This is a genomic window from Winogradskyella sp. 3972H.M.0a.05 (assembly GCF_040493455.1).
Lineage (GTDB): Bacteria > Bacteroidota > Bacteroidia > Flavobacteriales > Flavobacteriaceae > Microcosmobacter.
In genome coordinates, this window is sequence record NZ_JANFDA010000001.1 from 537941 (window position 1) to 557705 (window position 19765).

Annotated in this window: 24 protein-coding genes; 18 read left to right on the top strand and 6 right to left on the bottom strand. The window is 35.7% G+C overall.

Going from position 1 to position 19765, the window contains the following annotated elements:
• Positions 1 to 76: 76 nt before the first annotated feature.
• Positions 77 to 2134: a methionine--tRNA ligase gene (gene metG, locus NCE97_RS02480; RefSeq protein ID WP_353777276.1), complete on the bottom strand. Its 2058-nt coding sequence runs from the start codon at positions 2132 to 2134 to the stop codon at positions 77 to 79.
• A 57-nt stretch (positions 2135 to 2191) separates the two neighbouring features.
• Here metG and NCE97_RS02485 point away from each other — a divergent pair, with 57 nt between their 5' ends.
• Positions 2192 to 3226, top strand: coding sequence for a S66 peptidase family protein (locus tag NCE97_RS02485; protein ID WP_353777277.1), 1035 nt, complete (start codon positions 2192 to 2194; stop codon positions 3224 to 3226).
• Positions 3227 to 3228: 2 nt separating this feature from the next.
• Positions 3229 to 3588 (top strand): YraN family protein, encoded by a 360-nt coding sequence (locus tag NCE97_RS02490; protein WP_353777279.1) that lies wholly within the window; start codon positions 3229 to 3231, stop codon positions 3586 to 3588.
• Between the two features lie 107 nt (positions 3589 to 3695).
• On the opposite strand, the gene NCE97_RS02495 is transcribed toward NCE97_RS02490, so the two are convergent.
• Complete coding sequence (locus NCE97_RS02495) at positions 3696 to 4835, bottom strand: cystathionine gamma-synthase (RefSeq protein ID WP_353777280.1); 1140 nt, start codon at positions 4833 to 4835, stop codon at positions 3696 to 3698.
• 74 nt (positions 4836 to 4909) lie between these two features.
• On the opposite strand from NCE97_RS02495, the gene NCE97_RS02500 reads away from it, so the two are divergent.
• From NCE97_RS02500 to NCE97_RS02515, 4 genes are read left to right on the top strand one after another with little or no spacing between them, the layout of a single operon-like run.
• Entirely contained in the window at positions 4910 to 5650 is a 741-nt protein-coding gene (locus NCE97_RS02500; protein WP_353777281.1) for a DUF3298 and DUF4163 domain-containing protein, read from the top strand.
• A 52-nt stretch (positions 5651 to 5702) separates the two neighbouring features.
• Entirely contained in the window at positions 5703 to 6056 is a 354-nt protein-coding gene (locus tag NCE97_RS02505; protein ID WP_353777282.1) for an arsenate reductase family protein, read from the top strand.
• Positions 6049 to 6951 (top strand): DMT family transporter, encoded by a 903-nt coding sequence (locus NCE97_RS02510; RefSeq protein WP_353777283.1) that lies wholly within the window; start codon positions 6049 to 6051, stop codon positions 6949 to 6951. The genes NCE97_RS02505 and NCE97_RS02510 overlap by 8 nt, the downstream gene beginning before the upstream one ends.
• Positions 6951 to 8126: a hypothetical protein gene (locus NCE97_RS02515; protein WP_353777284.1), complete on the top strand. Its 1176-nt coding sequence runs from the start codon at positions 6951 to 6953 to the stop codon at positions 8124 to 8126. Before NCE97_RS02510 ends, NCE97_RS02515 begins: the two co-directional genes overlap by 1 nt.
• A gap of 23 nt (positions 8127 to 8149) precedes the next feature.
• Here NCE97_RS02515 and NCE97_RS02520 read toward each other — a convergent pair whose 3' ends face one another.
• Both NCE97_RS02520 and NCE97_RS02525 read right to left on the bottom strand, forming a co-directional pair.
• On the bottom strand, positions 8150 to 8584 hold the full coding sequence (locus tag NCE97_RS02520) for a DUF1761 domain-containing protein (protein WP_353777285.1): 435 nt from the start codon (positions 8582 to 8584) through the stop codon (positions 8150 to 8152).
• Positions 8585 to 8632: 48 nt separating this feature from the next.
• The gene (locus tag NCE97_RS02525; RefSeq protein WP_353777286.1) at positions 8633 to 9109 is read right to left on the bottom strand and encodes an acyl-CoA thioesterase; all 477 of its coding nucleotides are present in this window, start codon (positions 9107 to 9109) and stop codon (positions 8633 to 8635) included.
• 126 nt (positions 9110 to 9235) lie between these two features.
• Between NCE97_RS02525 and NCE97_RS02530 the strand changes: the two genes are divergently transcribed.
• From NCE97_RS02530 to NCE97_RS02585, 12 genes are all read left to right on the top strand, one after another.
• The gene (locus NCE97_RS02530) at positions 9236 to 10096 is read left to right on the top strand and encodes a YicC/YloC family endoribonuclease (RefSeq protein WP_353777287.1); all 861 of its coding nucleotides are present in this window, start codon (positions 9236 to 9238) and stop codon (positions 10094 to 10096) included.
• Position 10097: 1 nt separating this feature from the next.
• A complete protein-coding gene (gmk, locus tag NCE97_RS02535; RefSeq protein ID WP_353777288.1) occupies positions 10098 to 10679 on the top strand; it encodes a guanylate kinase in 582 nt (193 codons plus the stop codon).
• Positions 10680 to 10681: 2 nt separating this feature from the next.
• On the top strand, positions 10682 to 11263 hold the full coding sequence (gene nadD / locus NCE97_RS02540; protein ID WP_353777289.1) for a nicotinate (nicotinamide) nucleotide adenylyltransferase: 582 nt from the start codon (positions 10682 to 10684) through the stop codon (positions 11261 to 11263).
• A 6-nt stretch (positions 11264 to 11269) separates the two neighbouring features.
• Positions 11270 to 12031 carry an EI24 domain-containing protein gene (locus NCE97_RS02545; protein WP_353777290.1) on the top strand — a complete coding sequence of 254 codons (762 nt, stop codon included), beginning with the start codon at positions 11270 to 11272 and terminating at the stop codon, positions 12029 to 12031.
• Entirely contained in the window at positions 12015 to 12548 is a 534-nt protein-coding gene (locus NCE97_RS02550; RefSeq protein WP_353777291.1) for a GNAT family N-acetyltransferase, read from the top strand. Before NCE97_RS02545 ends, NCE97_RS02550 begins: the two co-directional genes overlap by 17 nt.
• Before the next feature lie 60 nt (positions 12549 to 12608).
• Positions 12609 to 13511 (top strand): oxygen-dependent coproporphyrinogen oxidase, encoded by a 903-nt coding sequence (hemF, locus tag NCE97_RS02555; RefSeq protein ID WP_353777292.1) that lies wholly within the window; start codon positions 12609 to 12611, stop codon positions 13509 to 13511.
• An 11-nt stretch (positions 13512 to 13522) separates the two neighbouring features.
• Positions 13523 to 13954: a PaaI family thioesterase gene (locus tag NCE97_RS02560; RefSeq protein ID WP_353777293.1), complete on the top strand. Its 432-nt coding sequence runs from the start codon at positions 13523 to 13525 to the stop codon at positions 13952 to 13954.
• 3 nt (positions 13955 to 13957) lie between these two features.
• Positions 13958 to 14947, top strand: coding sequence for a porphobilinogen synthase (hemB, locus tag NCE97_RS02565; protein WP_353777294.1), 990 nt, complete (start codon positions 13958 to 13960; stop codon positions 14945 to 14947).
• 3 nt (positions 14948 to 14950) lie between these two features.
• Positions 14951 to 15355 carry a c-type cytochrome gene (locus NCE97_RS02570; protein WP_353777295.1) on the top strand — a complete coding sequence of 135 codons (405 nt, stop codon included), beginning with the start codon at positions 14951 to 14953 and terminating at the stop codon, positions 15353 to 15355.
• A gap of 96 nt (positions 15356 to 15451) precedes the next feature.
• Positions 15452 to 16858 (top strand): sensor histidine kinase, encoded by a 1407-nt coding sequence (locus NCE97_RS02575; protein WP_353777296.1) that lies wholly within the window; start codon positions 15452 to 15454, stop codon positions 16856 to 16858.
• Positions 16855 to 17541 carry a response regulator transcription factor gene (locus tag NCE97_RS02580; RefSeq protein WP_353777297.1) on the top strand — a complete coding sequence of 229 codons (687 nt, stop codon included), beginning with the start codon at positions 16855 to 16857 and terminating at the stop codon, positions 17539 to 17541. Before NCE97_RS02575 ends, NCE97_RS02580 begins: the two co-directional genes overlap by 4 nt.
• Positions 17542 to 17649: 108 nt before the next feature.
• On the top strand, positions 17650 to 18147 hold the full coding sequence (locus NCE97_RS02585; RefSeq protein ID WP_353777298.1) for a citrate synthase family protein: 498 nt from the start codon (positions 17650 to 17652) through the stop codon (positions 18145 to 18147).
• Between the two features lie 105 nt (positions 18148 to 18252).
• On the opposite strand, the gene NCE97_RS02590 is transcribed toward NCE97_RS02585, so the two are convergent.
• Together NCE97_RS02590 and NCE97_RS02595 are read right to left on the bottom strand one after the other, a co-directional pair.
• Complete coding sequence (locus tag NCE97_RS02590) at positions 18253 to 19392, bottom strand: hypothetical protein (protein WP_353777299.1); 1140 nt, start codon at positions 19390 to 19392, stop codon at positions 18253 to 18255.
• Between the two features lie 2 nt (positions 19393 to 19394).
• Positions 19395 to 19745: a hypothetical protein gene (locus NCE97_RS02595; RefSeq protein WP_353777300.1), complete on the bottom strand. Its 351-nt coding sequence runs from the start codon at positions 19743 to 19745 to the stop codon at positions 19395 to 19397.
• Positions 19746 to 19765: the final 20 nt, after the last annotated feature.

Here is a 19765-nt window from a genome sequence, read left to right on the forward strand (position 1 = left end):
AGTGTTAACTAGTGTTAAACAGAGATGTAATATGAAAAGTATTATGCTGAAGATTAGTTAGATAATATTGACTTATTTAACTAATCTTCAACCCATTAGAAGTTTCAACAGAGTTATCTGGATTCACAAATACCAATTGACCTTCAGGTGTTTCGGTCATTAAAATCATGCCTTCACTTTCCACACCTCTCAAGGCTCTTGGTGCAAGATTCACCAAAACAGTTACTTTTTTTCCGATAACGTCTTCCGCTTTATAACTTTCAGCAATACCAGATACAATGGTTCTAACATCAATTCCAGTATCCACTTTTAAAACGAGAAGCTTCTTGGCCTTTGGCATTTTCTCCGCTTCGAGGATGGTACCGACTCGGATATCTAACTTCGTGAAATCATCAAAAGTAATGGTATCCTTTTGAGGTTCAACAGTAGCATTGGCAGCTTCATTAGCTTTTTTGCTAGCCTCTAACTTATCTAATTGTGCTTGGATGTCTTTTTCTTCTATTGGTTTGAATAATAGTTCAGCTTTTCCTTCTTGAAGTTTATGACCAGAAGGAAGTAGAATATCTTTAGTTGCAACCTCTTCCCAAGAATTACCATCACTATTCAAGATTGACTTCAGCTTATTTGAAGTAAATGGTAACAATGGTTCACTGAGTATAGCTAATGCAGATGCTATTTGAAGCGCAACGAACATGATTGTTTTTACCCGTTCAGGATCATCTTTAACTTTTTTCCAAGGCTCTTCATCTGCTAAGTACTTGTTTCCTAAACGTGCAAGATTCATAAGTTCTTGACTTGCTTCTCTAAAACGATAACGTTCTATAGAACTAGCAATCACGGCAGGATAGGCTTTAACTGCTGTTAAAGTATCTTCATCTATTTTAGTAAATTCTGAAGGCTCAGGAACTTCCCCATCATAGTACTTATTAGTGAGTACAGCCACACGATTAATAAAGTTTCCGAAGATGGCAACCAATTCATTATTGTTCCTAGCTTGAAAATCTTTCCAAGTAAAATCATTGTCCTTTGTTTCAGGTGCATTAGCAATTAAAGCATAGCGCAATGCATCCTGTTTCTCAGGGAAATCTTCTAAATACTCATGTAACCAAACAGCCCAATTTTTTGAAGTTGACAATTTATTGCCCTCCAAATTCAAAAATTCATTGGCAGGGACATTATCAGGTAAAATATAACTTCCTTCAGCCTTTAGCATCGATGGGAAAATGATACAGTGAAATACAATATTATCCTTACCTATAAAGTGTACAAGTTTGGTGTTTTCATCTTTCCAGTAGTCTTCCCAGTTTTTACCTTCGCGTTCTGCCCATTCCTTTGTAGCAGAAATGTAGCCGATAGGAGCATCGAACCAAACATACAACACCTTACCTTCTCCTCCTTCAACAGGAACAGGAATTCCCCAATCCAAATCTCTGGTTACGGCTCTTGGTCTTAACCCATCATCGATCCAAGATTTGCATTGTCCATACACATTTGGTTTCCAGTCTTTTTTATGCCCTTTTAGGATCCACTCTCTCAAGAAATCTTCATGCTTATTTAAGGGTAGAAACCAATGTTTAGTTTCTTTAAGTGTAGGTGTGTTTCCTGTAATGGCTGATTTTGGATTTATAAGATCTGTAGCATTATGACTTGTTCCACAGTTTTCGCATTGATCGCCATAAGCTTCTTCATAACCACATTTTGGACAGGTTCCTATAACAAAACGATCTGCTAAGAATTGTTTTGCTTCTTCATCATACAGTTGTTCGGTAACTTCCTCTACAAATTCATGCTTGTCATATAACGTTTTGAAAAATTCTGAAGCAGTATCATGATGAATCTTCGCAGAAGTACGCGAATAATTATCGAACGAGATTCCAAAATCTTCAAAAGACTGCTTTATGATAGCATGGTATTTATCAACGACATCTTGTGGTGTGACACCTTCTTTTTTTGCTTTGATGGTAATTGGCACACCATGCTCATCACTTCCGCAAATAAAGGCAACATCTTTACCAATTAAGCGTAAGTACCTTGCATAGATATCAGCAGGCACGTATACACCAGCTAAGTGACCAATATGAATTGGACCGTTGGTATATGGAAGTGCTGCTGTTATGGTATATCTGTTCGACATAATATTCATCTTTTGAGGGCACAAAAGTACGCATTCTTAAAGGGATAAGGAAAAAAAATGTACTTTTACGATATGTCCAAATATGCCTTTTTAATATCTGTTGTATGTTGCTTTTTTTTCTTCGGAATGAATACAGCTACGACACAACAAAAAGACTCTGAAAACACAAACACCTTGATACAGCCACCATATCTAAAAGCAGGAGATACCGTTGCGATTGTTGCACCATCTGGAATTTTAATTAATCGTGAAGATGAAGTAGATCAGGCTAAAGCTCTGCTAAAAAGTTGGGGGTTGAATGTGGTTGTAGGGCAACATGTCTTCAAACAAAACAACCATTTTGCAGGAACTGATGATGAACGTTGCGAAGATTTGCAAAACGCGATGGATGATACAACTATTAGTGCTGTTTGGTGTGCCAGAGGCGGTTATGGAACTGTTAGAATTTTGGATAAGATTGATTATACCAAATTCAAAGAAAAACCAAAGTGGCTCATAGGGTATAGCGATATTACTGCATTGCACAATCAATTGCATAACGAAGGGTTTGAATCTATCCATGCTTTGATGTGTACAAGCCTTACTAAGGATTTGAGTAAGATAAAACCAGCGATTGACACCTTTAAAGATGCACTTTTTGGAGCGTCTCTGTCTTATACTTTAGAAGGATCCACCTTAAATAAATCAGGAACGGTTAGTGGACAACTAGTAGGTGGAAACCTTACGCTATTACATACCATGCTGGGTTCCGATACATCTATAGATACCTCTGGAAAAATTCTCTTTATAGAAGAAATTGGTGAATATAAATATCATGTCGATCGTATGCTGCAAACCTTAAAGCGTGCGGGCTATTTCGATAACTGCAAAGGCGTTCTGGTTGGGGATTTTACCAAAATGAAAAAGAATAACACTGCACTTTGGGGAAGCTCCATAGAACAACTCATCGTCGATGCACTTTCGGAATATGACTTCCCAATTGCCTTTAACATGCCTGCTGGACACGAAAGAGATAATCGTGCTATGATTTTGGGTAGAGAGGTTGAGCTAAAATCAGGAAAAGACCAATCAATACTAACCTTCAAAAATTAAGATTGGCAAAACACACTGAACTTGGTAAAAAAGGCGAGCAGTTAGCTGTAAACTTCTTAGTTGAAAAAGGATATGACATACTAGAACGCAATTATCGATTTGATAAAGCCGAAGTCGATATCATAGCACAACAAGGTGAAATACTTGCAATTATTGAAGTAAAAACAAGATCTACTTCAGATTTTGGAAACCCTCAGGATTTTGTAAAACCCAAGCAAATCAAAAACCTCATAAAAGCGGTTGATGAGTATGTTAATGTCAATAGTCTTGATGTCGAAGTACGATTCGATATTATTGCTATCGTAAAACAAAATAATGATTTTGAGATAGAGCATCTAGAAGATGCATTTTATCATTTTTAAAACCGACTTTGACCCTTCTGTATGAACACTGAGCGAAGTCGAAGTGTGATGCAAAACCCTTAAAATGTCATATAGATTCCTGCCTGCGCAGGTATGACAAATAACTTTTACCCTATGGCTTGCTCTAGGTCAGCAATAAGATCATCTACATCTTCAATACCAACACTCAAGCGAATCAAAGCATCTACAACACCTGTTTTCTCACGTTCTTCTTTTGGGATACTAGCATGTGTCATACTTGCTGGGTGACCAGCCAAAGACTCCACGCCACCGAGAGATTCTGCTAAAGTGAATATCTTAAGCTTCTCAACTATTTTAATTGCGTCTTCGTAGCTGTTGCCTTTAGTTACAAAAGAAATCATCCCGCCAAAATCGTCCATTTGTGCTTTAGCAACATCGTGGTTAGGATGACTTTCAAACCCTGGCCAATATACCTTTTCAATCTTAGGATGAGACGCTAAATATTCTGCAATGACTTTTCCGTTTTCGCTATGGCGTTGCATTCTAATATGTAGTGTTTTTATACCTCTCAGCATTAAGAAACTGTCTTGAGGTCCTGGAACACCACCGCTTGAGTTTTGAAGAAATGCTATTTCTTCAGCCAAATCATCATCATTTACAACCAACGCACCCATCACCACATCACTATGGCCACCAAGATATTTTGTAGCAGAATGCATCACGATATCAGCACCAAGATCTAATGGTCTTTGTAGATAAGGTGTCGCAAAAGTATTATCAACTCCTAGTAAAATATTATTGGCTTTAGCAACTTCTGAAGCAGCTTTGATATCAATAATATTCATCATTGGATTTGTAGGTGTTTCAACCCAAATCAGTTTCGTATTCTCATTGACATAAGAAGCTATCTTATCGGCGTTGTCCATACCAATAAAGTGAAACTTAATACCATATTTAGAAAACACTTTGGTAAAAAGTCTATAGGAACCACCATAGAGGTCATTAGTAGAAATGACTTCGTCACCTGGCTTTAACAGCTTTATTACAGTATCAATGGCTGCCATTCCAGAGGCAAATGCAAAACCATGCTTACCATTTTCTATACTTGCAAAAGAATTTTCTAAAGCCTTTCGTGTTGGATTGTGTGTTCTAGAATATTCAAACCCTTTATGACCGCCAGGTGTACTCTGAGCATATGTTGAGGTTTGATAGATTGGAGGCATCACTGCACCATAAGCCTTATCGTGTTCTTGTCCTCCGTGTATAGTTTTAGTATTAAATTTCATAAATCTTATTGTATCAGCGCAACAAATTTAATTTTAAATTCGTTGTATTCAAATCTTAGAGGTACCTTTAGACGATGTTTAACAAAAAACCTATCAACAGCATTTTTAGAGTAGCAATTTTACTGCTTTCGTTAGCACTCTTTTCATGTAAGAAGGAAATAAACATTGCGTTTTCAGAAGAAGCTATTGCTTCTGTAAAAGGTGCTGAAATCACCATCCTGTATCCCGAGGCGGAAGGGAACACACCTGCAGTTTCCAAAATAAACAAGGTTATAGAAAATCATGTGGTGAATGCGATTAGTTTTTCTGAAGAAGAACTAACGGATGTCCATTTGGCTGATGCTGTTAAGACCTTCAACACAGAATACGAACGATTCAAAGAGGAATTTCCAGATAGTGCACAAGAGTGGACTGCTTCAGTAGAAGGAGAAGTCATCTATCAATCTCCAGAGATTATTTCGGTAGCTATGAATACCTATTTAGATACTGGAGGCGCTCATGGGAATGACAATATCACATTTCTGAATTTTAATGCTGAAACAGGAGACTTACTTAAGAATGAAGATATTCTGAAGTTAAATGATAAATTAACTGAACTTGCCCAAAAATATTTTGAAGAAGAAGTTAATGCTGAAGATGCTTCAATTAAGGATTACTTTTTTGGTGAACCATTTCATCTACCTGCCAACATAGGGTTTACAGAAGAAGGAGTTGTATTTCTGTACAATGTCTACGAAATTGCTTCGTATGCCCAAGGCTATACAGAATTTGTGATTCCTTTCTCGGACATAGATTCGTTTTTGAAGGTTGAATAAGATATAGATTTACTCAGAATACCGTTTCTTTGTAGTCTATTTAAGATTCAAAATGAAAAAAATATATTACCTCAAAACATGTAGCACTTGTATTCGTATTCTGAAAGAACTCAACCCATCAGACGACTACATTCTCCAAGACATAAAAAATGAACCCATTACTGTAAAGCAATTGGACGAAATGAAAGCACTTTCAGGGAGTTATGAAAGCTTATTCAGTAAAAGGGCAAAACTTTATAAAGAGATGGATTTGAAGAATCAAAATCTAGTTGAGGAAGATTACAAGCACTACATTTTGGACCATTATACATTTTTGAGTAGACCAGTAATGATTGTAGATGATCAAATTTTTATTGGCAATTCCAAGAAAAATGTGGAAGCAGCAAAACTAGCAATGCATGTTTAATCGGAAGCTGGCATTAATTGCTGTTTTTTTGGTACAGCTGCTTTATGGGTTTAACTATACGTTTGCCAAAATTGTTATGAATGGCGGCTACATAAAACCATTTGCATTTGTAATCTTACGTGTAGCAGGCGCAACACTATTGTTTTGGTTATTTGGTCTGTTTTTCAAATCAGAAAAAGTTGAGAAGAAAGACTATTTGCAGTTTTTCTATGCAGCAATTTTTGGGGTAGCGATCAATATGCTTTTATTCCTCAAAGGATTAGAGTATACCTCACCAATACATGCTTCAGCTATTGTAACTAGTACACCGATTATAATATTAATTCTATCATCAATATTACTAAAAGAACGAGTCACCAAGCTGAAAATATTGGGTGTATTTCTTGGGTTTTGCGGAGCCATAGTTTTAACTATTTATGGAAAATCTCCAAGAGCAGCAGATAATGTTTTACTTGGAAATACCTTTATTTTTCTGAACGCGATTTCATACAGTATTTATATAATTTTGATTAAGAGGCTTACAGCTAAGTACCATCCATTTACGTTTATAAAATGGTTGTTCCTATTTGGTTTGGTATTAGTCATTCCTTTTGGTTATGGTGAATTAATGGAAATCCAATGGGAAACATTCACGCCATACATTACTTTTTCCGTAGCATTTGTAATAATAGGAGCCACTTTTGCGACTTATATATTGAATCCATTAGCACTAACCAAACTAAGGGCTTCGACCGTTGGCGCATTTATCTATCTACAGCCAGTAATAGCAGGAATTTTTGCTTTGGTCATGGGAATCGATGGCATAGATAGTGTTAAAATTATCGCAATGCTTCTAATTTTTGCTGGCGTATACTTAGTTTCGTTTAATCCTAAATCTAAACTTAAATCAACCTAATGGGACAGTTGACAGCTTCTTTTTTTGATCACATCGATGATATTGATTCCAAACATTGGGATAGTTTGGGTTGCTGTGATAATACTTATTATACTCCAGAATTTTTTAAAGCTTTCGAACTAGCTCATGATGACATAGAGTTTAAGTACATCATTATTTTTAGAGGAGATGAGGCAATAGCTTTTGCGAATACACAAATCGTTACCATTAGCATTGAAACGATTACTAAGAATATCAAGATTTCGGACACAATAAAGCGCAACATCAATAACTTTTTCAATAAGAATAGCCCACGTATTTTATTTTGCGGTAATGTCTTTTTAAGTGGAGAATATGGTACATTTTTGAAAAAAGGAGAGGATAAGGAAGAGACTTTCAAAGCGATAGCCGATGCTGTAAAAGAGCTTTATAAACCCAATAGAACTCTCAATGCGATTTTCATAAAAGACTTCAAGCAAGAGTCACTTTATATTACAAACTCCCTAAGATGCTATGACTATATCCCTATGAAGGTAGAGCCCAATATGATTATCTATCTCAAAGAGGAGTGGACAAGTTTTGATGATTATAAAAATGCGCTTAAGTCTAAGTATAGGGTGAAAGCAAACAAAGCTGATTCGACTAGTAAAAGTCTCAAGGCAAAGTTGTTCACTCCAGAATGTATAGAACGATACAAAGACCAGCTGCAAGCATTGTATGAGAATACTATTTCTAATTCCAACTTTAATGCCCAAGTCTTAAACCTTAATACCTATACACACCTTAAAGCCTTTTTTGGAGATAAGTTTATTGTGAAGGGTTACTTCTCAGATGATAAACTGGTAGGTTATCTATCTGCGATGGTCAATCAAGATAATCTAGATGCTCATTTTATAGGATTAGATTATAGTTTGAATAAATCACATGCTATTTACCCCAGAATTCTCAACGACTATGTACGTCTTGGCATTGAACATGGTTCTAAACGCATCAATTTAGGTAGAACAGCTTCAGAAATAAAAAGCACATTGGGTGCTCTACCTGAAGATTTAACATGCTATATAAGACATAGAAAAACGATTCAAAATCAATTGATGAAACCATTCATTAAGAATGTGCAGATAAAGTCTTATAAGCAGCATCAACCGTTCAAAGAAAACTCAAGCACAAAAAAAGAGGCCAAAACAGCCTCTTAATGTCTTTGTTGTGTTTACTCAGATTATACCCAAGCGTTAATTAATCCGCCCATTAAACCAGCAGTTAAAATCCAATATCCGACATTGATAGCCACATACTTAAATGATTTTTGCTCAAATAACGCATTGGTCGCAAAAGCAGGAAGAATTGTAAATACAGGTAAAAATGCACCATGAAGCAATCCATGTTTGAAGGTCATAAAGGCAGGAGTACCGTGAAGGTCATCTGGTGGTGCTCCTCCAGTAAAAACTTCAATGTTTAAGTAAAAAGCAAGAATAAATGCAAATACCACACACAAACCATAAGTTTTTACAGGGTTCATTTGTTTTGCCTTTTCCATGGTCATGCCAGACTCTTTCATCCAAGCCTTTCCAAAAAGAGGACCATACCATACAAAACCAGTAGCTAGAGGAATTAAGGCAGCCACTACAAGAGCAAGCCAATTAATGTGTTCCATTATAGATTAAAATTTAAAAGTTAGTGGCTTCAATTTACAAAATTATTTTTAGTGCAGATTTACTGGACGCTTGCCATGACTGCGCGTATCCTCCTTTGTAAGCACTTTAAAATCATCAGATTTTGGGAATTTATTCGTTAATTCTAAAAGCTCTTCAGGCAGGCCGCAAAGCTGTCTTTGTTTTAGATCAATAAAAGCTCCCATTACGTCACAAGTGGCTAAATTTTCGCCCTTAGAATTGTAAAAATTGTGTGTAAACCTAAAGAACATCCCATCTTCACTTAGACCCGATAATTGTAAGCTAACTCTAACAGGTCTCCCGATAAAAGATTCTTTAAAGTAATAGATGTTTTCATAGAACATTACAGGTCCAAGATTGTGGCTCACCATTTCATTGAGTGAAAAGCCATATTCTGTAAAAAAGGACATTCTGGTATGACTCATAAAGTTTATATAGGCCGAATTGGCTAAATGACCATTGGCATCAATATCGCTCCAGCGAATTTCAAATTCTTTTAAATACATTTCTTGTGTTTAGGTAGTCACAAATTTAAAACTTCTATTTGCTTTTCAAGGATGGTTTCGATACAATTACTTCACTATAACTGTGCGTTTTTGCTTACCTTTGCGCAACATTTACAATTAGTGTCTATGATACAATCCATGACAGGTTACGGAAAATCTGTGATTCAACTACCAACAAAAAAAATATCGATCGAAATAAAATCGCTCAATAGTAAAAACCTCGATCTCAATAGTAGAATGCCTTCAATCTATAGAGAGAAAGAACTAGAGATAAGAAGTGCCATTGCCAAAGTATTGAAACGAGGAAAAATTGACTTTTCACTGTACGTAGAAATTACAGGTGAAGAAACCTCGAGTAAGATTAATGATGTCGTTATCAAAGAATACATTAAGCAATTAAAAGCTGTTGACGGAACTGGCGATGATACAGATTATCTACAGATGGCAATTCGCTTACCAGATGCTATCACTACACAAAGAGAAGATATTGATGAAGACGAGTGGAAGATTATTTCTGAAACCATTGCAGACACGCTAAAAAAGATTGATGCCTACAGAACGGATGAAGGTAATGCCTTAGAAAAAGACTTTGCAGCTAGAGTAGAGAATATCGATAAACTTCTAGAAGCTGTTATCGTTATGGACCCAGAACGTATGCAAGGCGTAAGAGAGCGATTAGAAAAAGGCATTGCAGAGATCAAAGAACGTGTAGATGAAAACCGCTTTGAGCAAGAGTTAATTTACTACATAGAAAAGTTCGATATTACTGAGGAAAAAGTCCGATTAAAAAACCACTTGGATTACTTTATTAAAGAACTTAACTCTAATGACTCTAACGGGAAAAAGCTAGGCTTTATAGGCCAGGAAATCGGTAGAGAGATTAATACCATTGGCTCTAAGAGTAACTATGCTCCTATGCAAAAATTAGTGGTTCAGATGAAAGATGAGCTAGAGAAAATCAAAGAACAACTGCTAAACGTTCTCTAGTATGAAAGAAGGAAAGTTAATTGTATTCTCAGCACCTTCTGGTTCTGGAAAAACCACCATCGTTAGACATTTATTAGATATTGAAAAACTGAATTTAGAGTTCTCAATTTCTGCAACTTCAAGAGAAAAAAGAGGAAGAGAAGAACATGCTAAAGACTACTATTTTTTGTCGCTCAAAGAATTCAAGAACAAAATAAAAAATGATGAATTCTTAGAGTGGGAAGAAGTTTATCGCGATAATTTTTACGGGACTTTAAAAACCGAGGTCGAACGTATTTGGGCTACGGGTAAGCACGTTATTTTTGATATTGATGTTTCAGGAGGTTTAAGAATTAAACGCAAATTTCCAGAACAAACACTGGCAATTTTCGTGAAACCGCCAAGTATAGATGAGCTCAAGATACGATTGAAAAAGCGCAAAACAGAGTCTAAAGACAAGATCAATATGCGTATTGCTAAAGCGTCAGCCGAATTAGCAACAGCACCACTGTTTGATAAAGTCATTCTTAATGATGATTTAAATAAAGCCCTTAAAGAAGCAGAAGACTTAGTTGAAGGGTTTATTGACTCAAAAAAAAAGTAAAATTGAAACAGATAGGACTATACTTTGGGACGTTTAATCCTATTCATGTAGGACATCTCACTATAGCAAACCATTTGGCTGAAAATAGTGATTTGGATGAGGTTTGGTTTGTGGTCACGCCGCATAGTCCTTTCAAGAAGAAAAGCTCTTTATTGGATAACCATCATCGGTTGGAGATGGTATACAGAGCTACAAAAGAATATCCAAAATTAAGACCTAACGATATTGAGTTTGGTTTACCACAGCCCAACTATACGATCAATACACTTACATACCTTCAAGAGAAATTCCCAGACTATCAATTTGCTTTGATTATGGGAGAAGATAACCTGAAGAGTTTCCACAAGTGGAAAAACTACGAAGTGATATTAGAAAACCATAACATTTTTGTCTACCCAAGAATTTCCGATGGAAAAGTAGATTCTCAATTCAATGATCATCCTAGAATCATTAAAGTCGATGCACCAATTATGGAATTATCCTCTACCTTTATAAGATATTCGATAATGGCAGGAAAAAACGTAAGACCAATGCTTCCAGAACATGTTTGGGAATATGTAGACGAGATGAATTTTTATAAATAATCAACCATGCTAAAGAACACAGTCAAAGGATTAGAAGCTTATGCAGGATCATTTAATTTGATTTCTAAGCTAGGACTTTGGAAATATTTTGGTGTCCCCATTATCATTAGCATAGTCACAGCAGCTTTAATTATAATAGCGGCTTACGGTTTGTCCGATAACCTTGGCGCTTATATCGCAAAAATCTGGCCTTGGGAATGGGGGAAAGAAACCTTTACCAGTATAGGTAATTTTATTTCTGGGATTATCATTTTGGCTATTGGGCTGATCTTGTATAAGCACATTATTATGGCGCTTTCGGCACCGTTTATGAGTCCAGTTTCAGAGAAAATAGAAAATCATCTTACTGGAGGAGGACTGCATTCGCATCGCAAAAGTACATTTCAATCGCAATTATGGCGAGGCATACGCATCAATATCAGAAACCTCGGAATGGAATTGTTGCTGACTATACCGATTCTTATTTTGAAGGTCATTCCAATCGTCAATATCTTTTCTACAGCATTACTATTTTTAGTACAAGCCTATTATGCAGGTTTTGGTAATATGGACTATACATTGGAACGTCATTACAACTATTCCAAAAGCTTATCTTTTGTAAGGCAAAGACGAGGCTTGGCCATTGGAAATGGTATAGGATTTATGTTGCTGTTGTTGATTCCTGTCGTTGGAATCATCTTGGTATTGCCATTGTCTGTAACCGCTGCATCTATTAGAACCGTAGAGGCTTTAGAAGAAACGAATACATCAGATGTTGTTAAGCTTTGATCAATTCAATATCCAACCAGTACACGAAAAAGACTACTGGAATCTTTGCAACTTCGCTGTAGCCAATGAAGACCGATTGAGAGCATTTTTTCCTTTAACCTTGGCGCAGAATCTTACGCCAGAGCTTTCAAAATTCTTTGCAGAAAAAAAGGCAAAACAATTTCAAGAGAAAACAGAGTTTCTCTACACGATAAAAGAAAAGGAAAAGAAGGGTTTGGTAGGATTGGTGTATATCAAAGAGCTCGACTGGACAATACAACAAGGCGAGTTTGCCTATTGCATAGGTTACGAATATGAAGGAAAGGGCATTATCAGTACATCTATAAAGCAACTAACACAACATGCTTTTGAAAATTTAGGATTAAAGACGCTTCAAATAATTGCACATGAAAGCAATTTAGCAAGTATTAAAGTAGCTGAGAAGAACGATTTTATCTGGAAGAAAACATTATTAAAATCGTATACACCTCCAAATGGAGAGCCTATGGATATGGAGTTGTATGAGTTATCGATTTAATATGATTTATGTCATAGATTCCATTAAAATGTCGAAGGATATTTGTAGAAAATTTTAAACATGAAAGACAAATTTTATCAGTACATACAGGACTTACAAGATGTTATTACAGTAACGCTAGAACAGATTGACGGTAAGGCATCATTTCAACAAGACCTTTGGGAACGACCAGAAGGTGGCGGCGGAAGAACACGTGTCATTCAAAACGGGAATGTGTTTGAAAAAGGCGGCGTAAACATCTCTGCAGTACACGGCAAACTCCCAAAATCTATGCAAGCGTATTTCAATGTAGGTGATGTCGATTTTTTTGCTTGCGGTTTGAGTTTAGTGATTCATCCAAAAAGCCCTATGGTACCGACAGTACATGCAAATTGGAGGTACTTCGAGATGTATGACAAGGAAGGCAATATTGTGGACCAATGGTTTGGTGGAGGACAAGACTTGACGCCATACTATTTGTTTGAAGAAGACGCAAAACACTTTCACCAAGTATGTAAAACTGCGTGTGATAAACACAATCCAAAATTCTATCCAGAATATAAAAAACGATGTGATGAGTATTTCCATAATGCACATCGCAATGAAGGTAGAGGTATTGGAGGTTTATTCTTCGATTACTGTAAGAAGACTGATGAGATGACCATGGAAGATTGGTACAGCTTCGTTACAGAAGTAGGAGACAGCTTTTTAGATGCGTATGTACCTATTGTTGAAAGACGAAAGGAGTTGGATTACTCACAGGAACAACGCGATTGGCAAGAAATACGAAGAGGACGATATGTGGAGTTCAACTTGGTACATGATAAAGGAACTTTATTTGGATTGAAAACCAATGGTCGCATAGAAAGTATCTTGATGAGTTTACCAGCACACGTACAATGGCGATACGATTATCACCCAGAGATAGGTAGCGAGGAAGAAAAACTTGTTGAGGTTCTCAAAAAACCCGTAGATTGGGTCTAAAACTAGAATAAATGGAGCATTATAGAAAGTTAGAGCGAATGTATTTGAGCGCAAATTTCAATAAGGAAATTTACCAATCAACTACAATACATATAGAGGAAGAACAAGCTACAATTCAATTGACTATTGAGCCAAAATACTTCCATGCTCTAGGCGCTATACATGGTTCTGTGTATTTTAAGCTTTTGGATGACGCAGCATTTTTTGCCGTGAACTCTGTTGTAAACGATGTCTTTGTATTGACGACAAATTTCAATATTAACCTAGTTCGTCCAATAAGCGAAGGCACTATAACTGCAATAGGAAAGGTAAAATTCAAATCAAGAAATTTATTCATTGCTGAAAGCAGTTTGGTAAATGAAGACGGTAAAGAAATTGCCTTTGGCACTGGGCATTTTGCGAAAAGCAAAGTACTTTTGACAGAAGAAATAGGATATAAATAATATATGTTTCCACTTAGAAGAAATAGACGCTTACGTCAAAATGAAGCCATAAGAAGTTTGGTAAGAGAACATGTCATTACGCCAAATGATTTCTTAGTCCCATTATTTGTAGTTGAAGGAACAGGCGTTAAGGAAGAAATAACCTCAATGCCCAATTACTTTCGCTTTAGTTTAGACTTATTAGAAGATGAGGTTAAAACGCTATGGGCTTTAGGGTTGAAAGCAGTATTACTTTTTGTAAAAGTTCCAGATAACTTGAAGGATAACAACGGGACTGAAGCTTTAAATCCAGATGGTTTAATGCAACGCGCTATAAGAACTATTAAGAATGTTTGTCCTGATATGTTGGTGATGACTGACGTTGCTTTAGATCCTTACTCCTCTTATGGGCACGATGGGATTGTAGATAGTGGAATGATTATTAATGATGCTACCAATTCTGTTTTAGCTCAGATGAGCTTATCACATATACAGACAGGTGCAGACTTTGTGGCACCAAGTGATATGATGGATGGTCGTATTTTGGAAATCCGTTCGCTGTTAGAAAATGAAGGTTACCATAATGCAGGTATTATGAGTTATTCAGCTAAATATGCCTCGTCGTTTTATGGCCCTTTCAGAGATGCTTTGGATTCAGCTCCAGTAGACATGGTTGATGTTCCTAAGGATAAGAAAACCTATCAGATGGATGTTGCCAATAGAGATGAGGCCATTAGAGAAACAGGCCAAGATATTGAAGAAGGTGCTGACATCGTTATGGTAAAACCAGGCATACCTTATTTAGACATCGTAAGAGATGTAAAAAATAACTTCAATGTTCCTGTGGCAGTATACCAGGTTAGTGGAGAATATGCAATGATTAAAGCAGCTTCACAAAATGGTTGGTTAGATCATGACCAGGTTATATTAGAAAGCATTATGGCTTTTAAGCGTGCAGGCGCTGATATTATAGCAAGTTATTTTGCTAAAGATGTAGTGAAAATTTTAGGTTAAGTTTTGAAACGATTTTTATTCATATCAACACTAGTCTTAATCTCAGGATTAGTATTGTTATGGATAGTTTTGCAAAGCTCTGAAACTTTGGGGTGTGCAACACCTAACCCTGAACCTGTTTGCGGAACATATTTATTGTATGAATCTAGTGAATCGGCATCCTTAGGAAAGCAAGTCTTCAACACCAATTGTGCAGCTTGTCATAAATTGAGCAGACATATGACTGGTCCTGCTTTGCAATCGGTTATTAAACCTTACGATTCAATTAGTTTTACTTCGTTTGTGAAAGAGAATAAAAGAGTTGTAGAAAAACAAGAAGACTTTTCACAACATTGTATTTCTTTCCCTCACTTGTCCGAAGACGATATTAATAATTTACTAGTATATATCAACGCCTACCATTACTGATTAATATCTCGTAAATCTGTTTGATTTTTAGGTTAACACTAGGTTAACGCACAATATAGAAGCGATATAATCCAAGACTTCTTCTATTTTTGACCTATGAAGAAGAACATTCGCATTCTTATCATTGTTTCCATCTTAGGACTTATAGCGTTATCCTTTATTCAGGCATACCTCATAAATAACACTTATAAGCTAGAAAAAGATGTTTTTTTAGAGGAAACAAAACGAACAATTTCTCGGTTTGATGATGACATGCCAATTATGGATTCTATCTACGACAGGATGTTCAGTCACTTGCTCTTAAAGATTTCTGACTATAAGTTAAATCGAATTGATAAAACCGAATTGCTTGGAGAAGTTCCAAAAGTAAGAGATTCTGTTAATGAGTTGTTTATTAATGCCTATCAAGATGAATTTAAAAGAAGAGGAGTACAGTACCCTTTAGAATACCAGAAGCGCCTGAAATCTCTAATTATACTAGATAGTCTAAAAAATGACACACTTTATTTTGAATTTGTAGATAATAAAAAAACATTTTTACTAGGAAAGTCATTTGAAGCTCATAATGATTATGCGATCAATAATTCACAAGTAAGAACAGACTATGAGCGTGATTATGTGGAAGATGGTGTTTCAAAAGTTTTAAGCTATAATTTTCAGTTAGTCACAGAAGATTATATTAATATAGATGGCTGGAAAGGTATTGTTCTAGGCAGAATGACTAGTGTGCTGGTGCTTTCGATTTTAATTTTTTCTCTGGTTATCGGATTGCTCTATTATTCAATAAAAAGCCTTATAACACAAAAAAAGATTGCAGAAGTAAAAACGGATTTTATCAATAATATTACTCACGAATTAAAGACTCCATTGGCGACACTTTCACTATCTACTAAAATGCTGAAAAAAGAAGAGGTGAAAGCACAACAAACTATCGTAGAAAGTACAATCAATACTATCGATAGGCAAACTAATCGATTGCAAAAGCTAATTGATCAAGTACTAAACAATAGCCTTGGATATCAGGATATAGAATTGGTGAAGGAGGAGGTTGTAATTAGTGACTACTTAAACACTGTTCTGGATGACTTTCAGCTTTCAGTAAAAAATGATAACGTAAACATTCAGCGTAACATAATGACTGATAGCGCGAGTGCTATTCTGGATAAATTTTATTTCACCACTGGGTTATTCAATATTTTAGAGAATGCAGTAAAATATAATGCAGGAAATGTAGATATAGATTTTACGGCAGATTTAGAAAATGATCTGAAAATTTCTATTACAGATAATGGTATAGGGATATCAGAACATAATCAGAAACAGCTTTTTGAAAAATTTTATAGAGTAGGCAATAAAGAAGTACATGATGTTAAAGGCCTTGGTCTAGGATTATACTATACAAATCAAATCGTGATAGCCCATCAAGGGAAGATCACTATTGAAAGTGCAGAGGGAGAAGGTGCTATTTTTACAATCACGATTCCAATCCATAAAAACCAATGAAACAGATCCTTTTAGCAGAAGACGACATAGATTTTGGAGGAATACTCAAGCAGTATCTCGAAATTTCTGGATTTGGAGTTACTTGGACAAAGGATGGTAATGAAGCTCTGGAGCAGTTTAAAATGGAAACTTTTGATATCTGTGTGTTGGATGTTATGATGCCAAAGATGGACGGTTTTAACTTAGCTGAACAAATCATTGAGATCAACCCGGAAATCCCTTTTATTTTCCTTACAGCTAGAAAAATGAAAGAAGATAAGATCAGAGGGTTAAAATTAGGCGCAGACGATTATATCGTAAAACCTTTTGAAGCAGACGAATTGGTTTTACGCTTGAGCAACATCCTTAAACGCACTTCTAAGGTAGCTCATTCAATTCCTAGCAACACAAAGATTCAGATTGGAAAGTATGTCTTTGACACAAAGCGACTACAACTTACAATTAATAATACGATTCAGCAGTTAACAGAAAAAGAAGCAGCTTTAATAGTATTCCTGTTTGAACATAAAAATCAATTGCTAAAGCGACAAGAAATCCTCAAAGCGGTATGGCATAATGATGATTTCTTCTCTGGTCGTAGTATGGATGTATTTATCAGTAGATTGCGCAAATACTTTAAACAAGACCCTTCTATTTCAATTGAAAGCATAAGAGGTGTAGGCTTAGAATTTAAGTTGAGTTAATACACTTTCTAAAGTTGGTTAATCCTAGGTTAACACTCTTGTTTTCTTCTTTTTATCAGAAATCACACTATACATTTGCTTCAGTATTAATTATTAAAACGAACAGTTATGCAAACTTTAGTAAAGATGGTATTAGCCTTAGTATTTTCAATTAGTGTAAATGCACAAACCACAACTCCTGAACCACCAAAACCTCCACAAACTTATAGTTCTTCACACAGTAGTTCTATATCTGTAAGTAAAACAGATGACGATTACAGAATAAAGGCACGTTTCCATAAGTCTCGATTCGAAATCGTGAAGAGTTACCTTATAGATAATTTAGGTAAGCAAGATTTAACCATAAAAGGGAATTCTTATCTATGGTCAAATGGAGCTAACGACTTCGAATGTAAACTTACCAGAACCAGTTTGAGACTGCACATGGACTATGAGCTCACGAATGAAACCTTTGCTGAACTTGTAGAAGACATAGGAAAAGATTTAAAATATTTAATTTCTGGAGGTAGCCCAGAAGATGATATTAAACGTGCTGAAGCTGAAATAGCAAAAGCAAAACAAGAATTGGAAGAAGCCAAGAAACGATTAGAACAGAAAAGAAACTAAAGCAGATATTTTATAGATGTCACAGAAGCCAGAATAAGAAGTATTCTGGCTTTTTTATTTAATGGTTTTAAAATGATCCTTTGGGTATTGACCAAAAGGGTGTTTTTATTTTAACGAAACCGTATTATCTCCCATATTCAATCCAAGATTGAGCCCAAATATGGTAATTAGATTATCATTTTCAGGGAAATCCTTACCAAAGCCACCAATAATACTAATGTCTTTATTGATTACGAATTTGACATTTCCAACAGAGCGCTCACTATCAATCGTTCCATTTCTTGAGATATACTCATAAGAAATAGCGAATCGTCCAAATTCAAATTCACCCTTTACACCAAAATCTCTATAATAATTGGTTGTAAAATTACCTTCAGTGTCCAGGTTAAATTCATCTTCTACATATCGAGCAGTAAAAAAGAGGTTAAAATAATCATTGGTTTTACTATCCTTTCCAGCATTGAGAATCAAAGAAGCCTCAGCAGTTAACCAACTGCCAAAACGATTTGCAGTACCAGAATCAATATTGTTGTTTTTAAATAAGGCACTATAACCAAGTGCACCATCAAGTCTAAATGCAGGTTTTTCAGTCTTTTGGAATTTTTTTTGCGCATCTGTACTTTTAACAAATGCCTTTCTTTCTTCTTTTAAAATTCGTTGTGCTTCTTCATCTGTAGCTGCATTTTCAATCCTATCGAAAGCATCATCACTCAACTCAAAATCAGCTAACAATTTAGCTAGGGAAGTCGCATTATCTACGATTCGTTTTTTGCTACCATTACTATAGACTCTAATAAGCGTTGTTCGAGCACCAATAGAATACGTTTTTCGTTTATCACCAATACCAGCAAACTCTTTATCGACATAAGCACCAGAAATGGATAAGGTTTTTAACGCACCAGAAAAGATGTCTTGTTTAATTTCACTGGTCTTCATATCTGCTTTAAAATCGGAGTCGTCTTCAGTTTTTAAACCAACGTAATTGTAATATGTTCGGTTTTCCTTGCCAATAAAAAAGTAAGGTGCAAACTCAATAGAAATGCTTTGACCCAAATTGTCCAACGCATGTATGGCTAGAGCTCTTAAATTCTCTGGTGTATAAATAGACGTTGGTGTTTCTTCGACTAGCAAAAAAGCTGGTGAAGAATTATTAGATAGTGTAAAATCACCCAAACTAGATTCTGCATCTTGACTAAACAGAAAAGCAGGAATCATTAAACCGATAAAAAATAATTTGATTTTCATGATTAAGCCAATTTTAATTTAATGGATCTCAAAGCAACAAAATAGTCATCATCACCAGGTATTTTTCGACCTTGGTACTCTTGCTCATTATGACCATCTCTTATCACACACTTCATTGTAGTACTTTCCATAATAGGATCGATGTCTCCAGATTCAATGAGAAAGTGAGAGAACGTTCTAACTTTAGAATTGTTTAAATCGTTACTATTACCTAAATCTACAGTAAACCTGTAGCTAATGCTCTTCTTTATAAACTTACCATCTAGTGATACATTAGAACCGACAATAGCATCAGAACTAATCGTTACATAAAGTTTTACTTGCGAATTGGGTTGCATTTCAAATTCTGCCATGGTGTTTTTAATATATGATT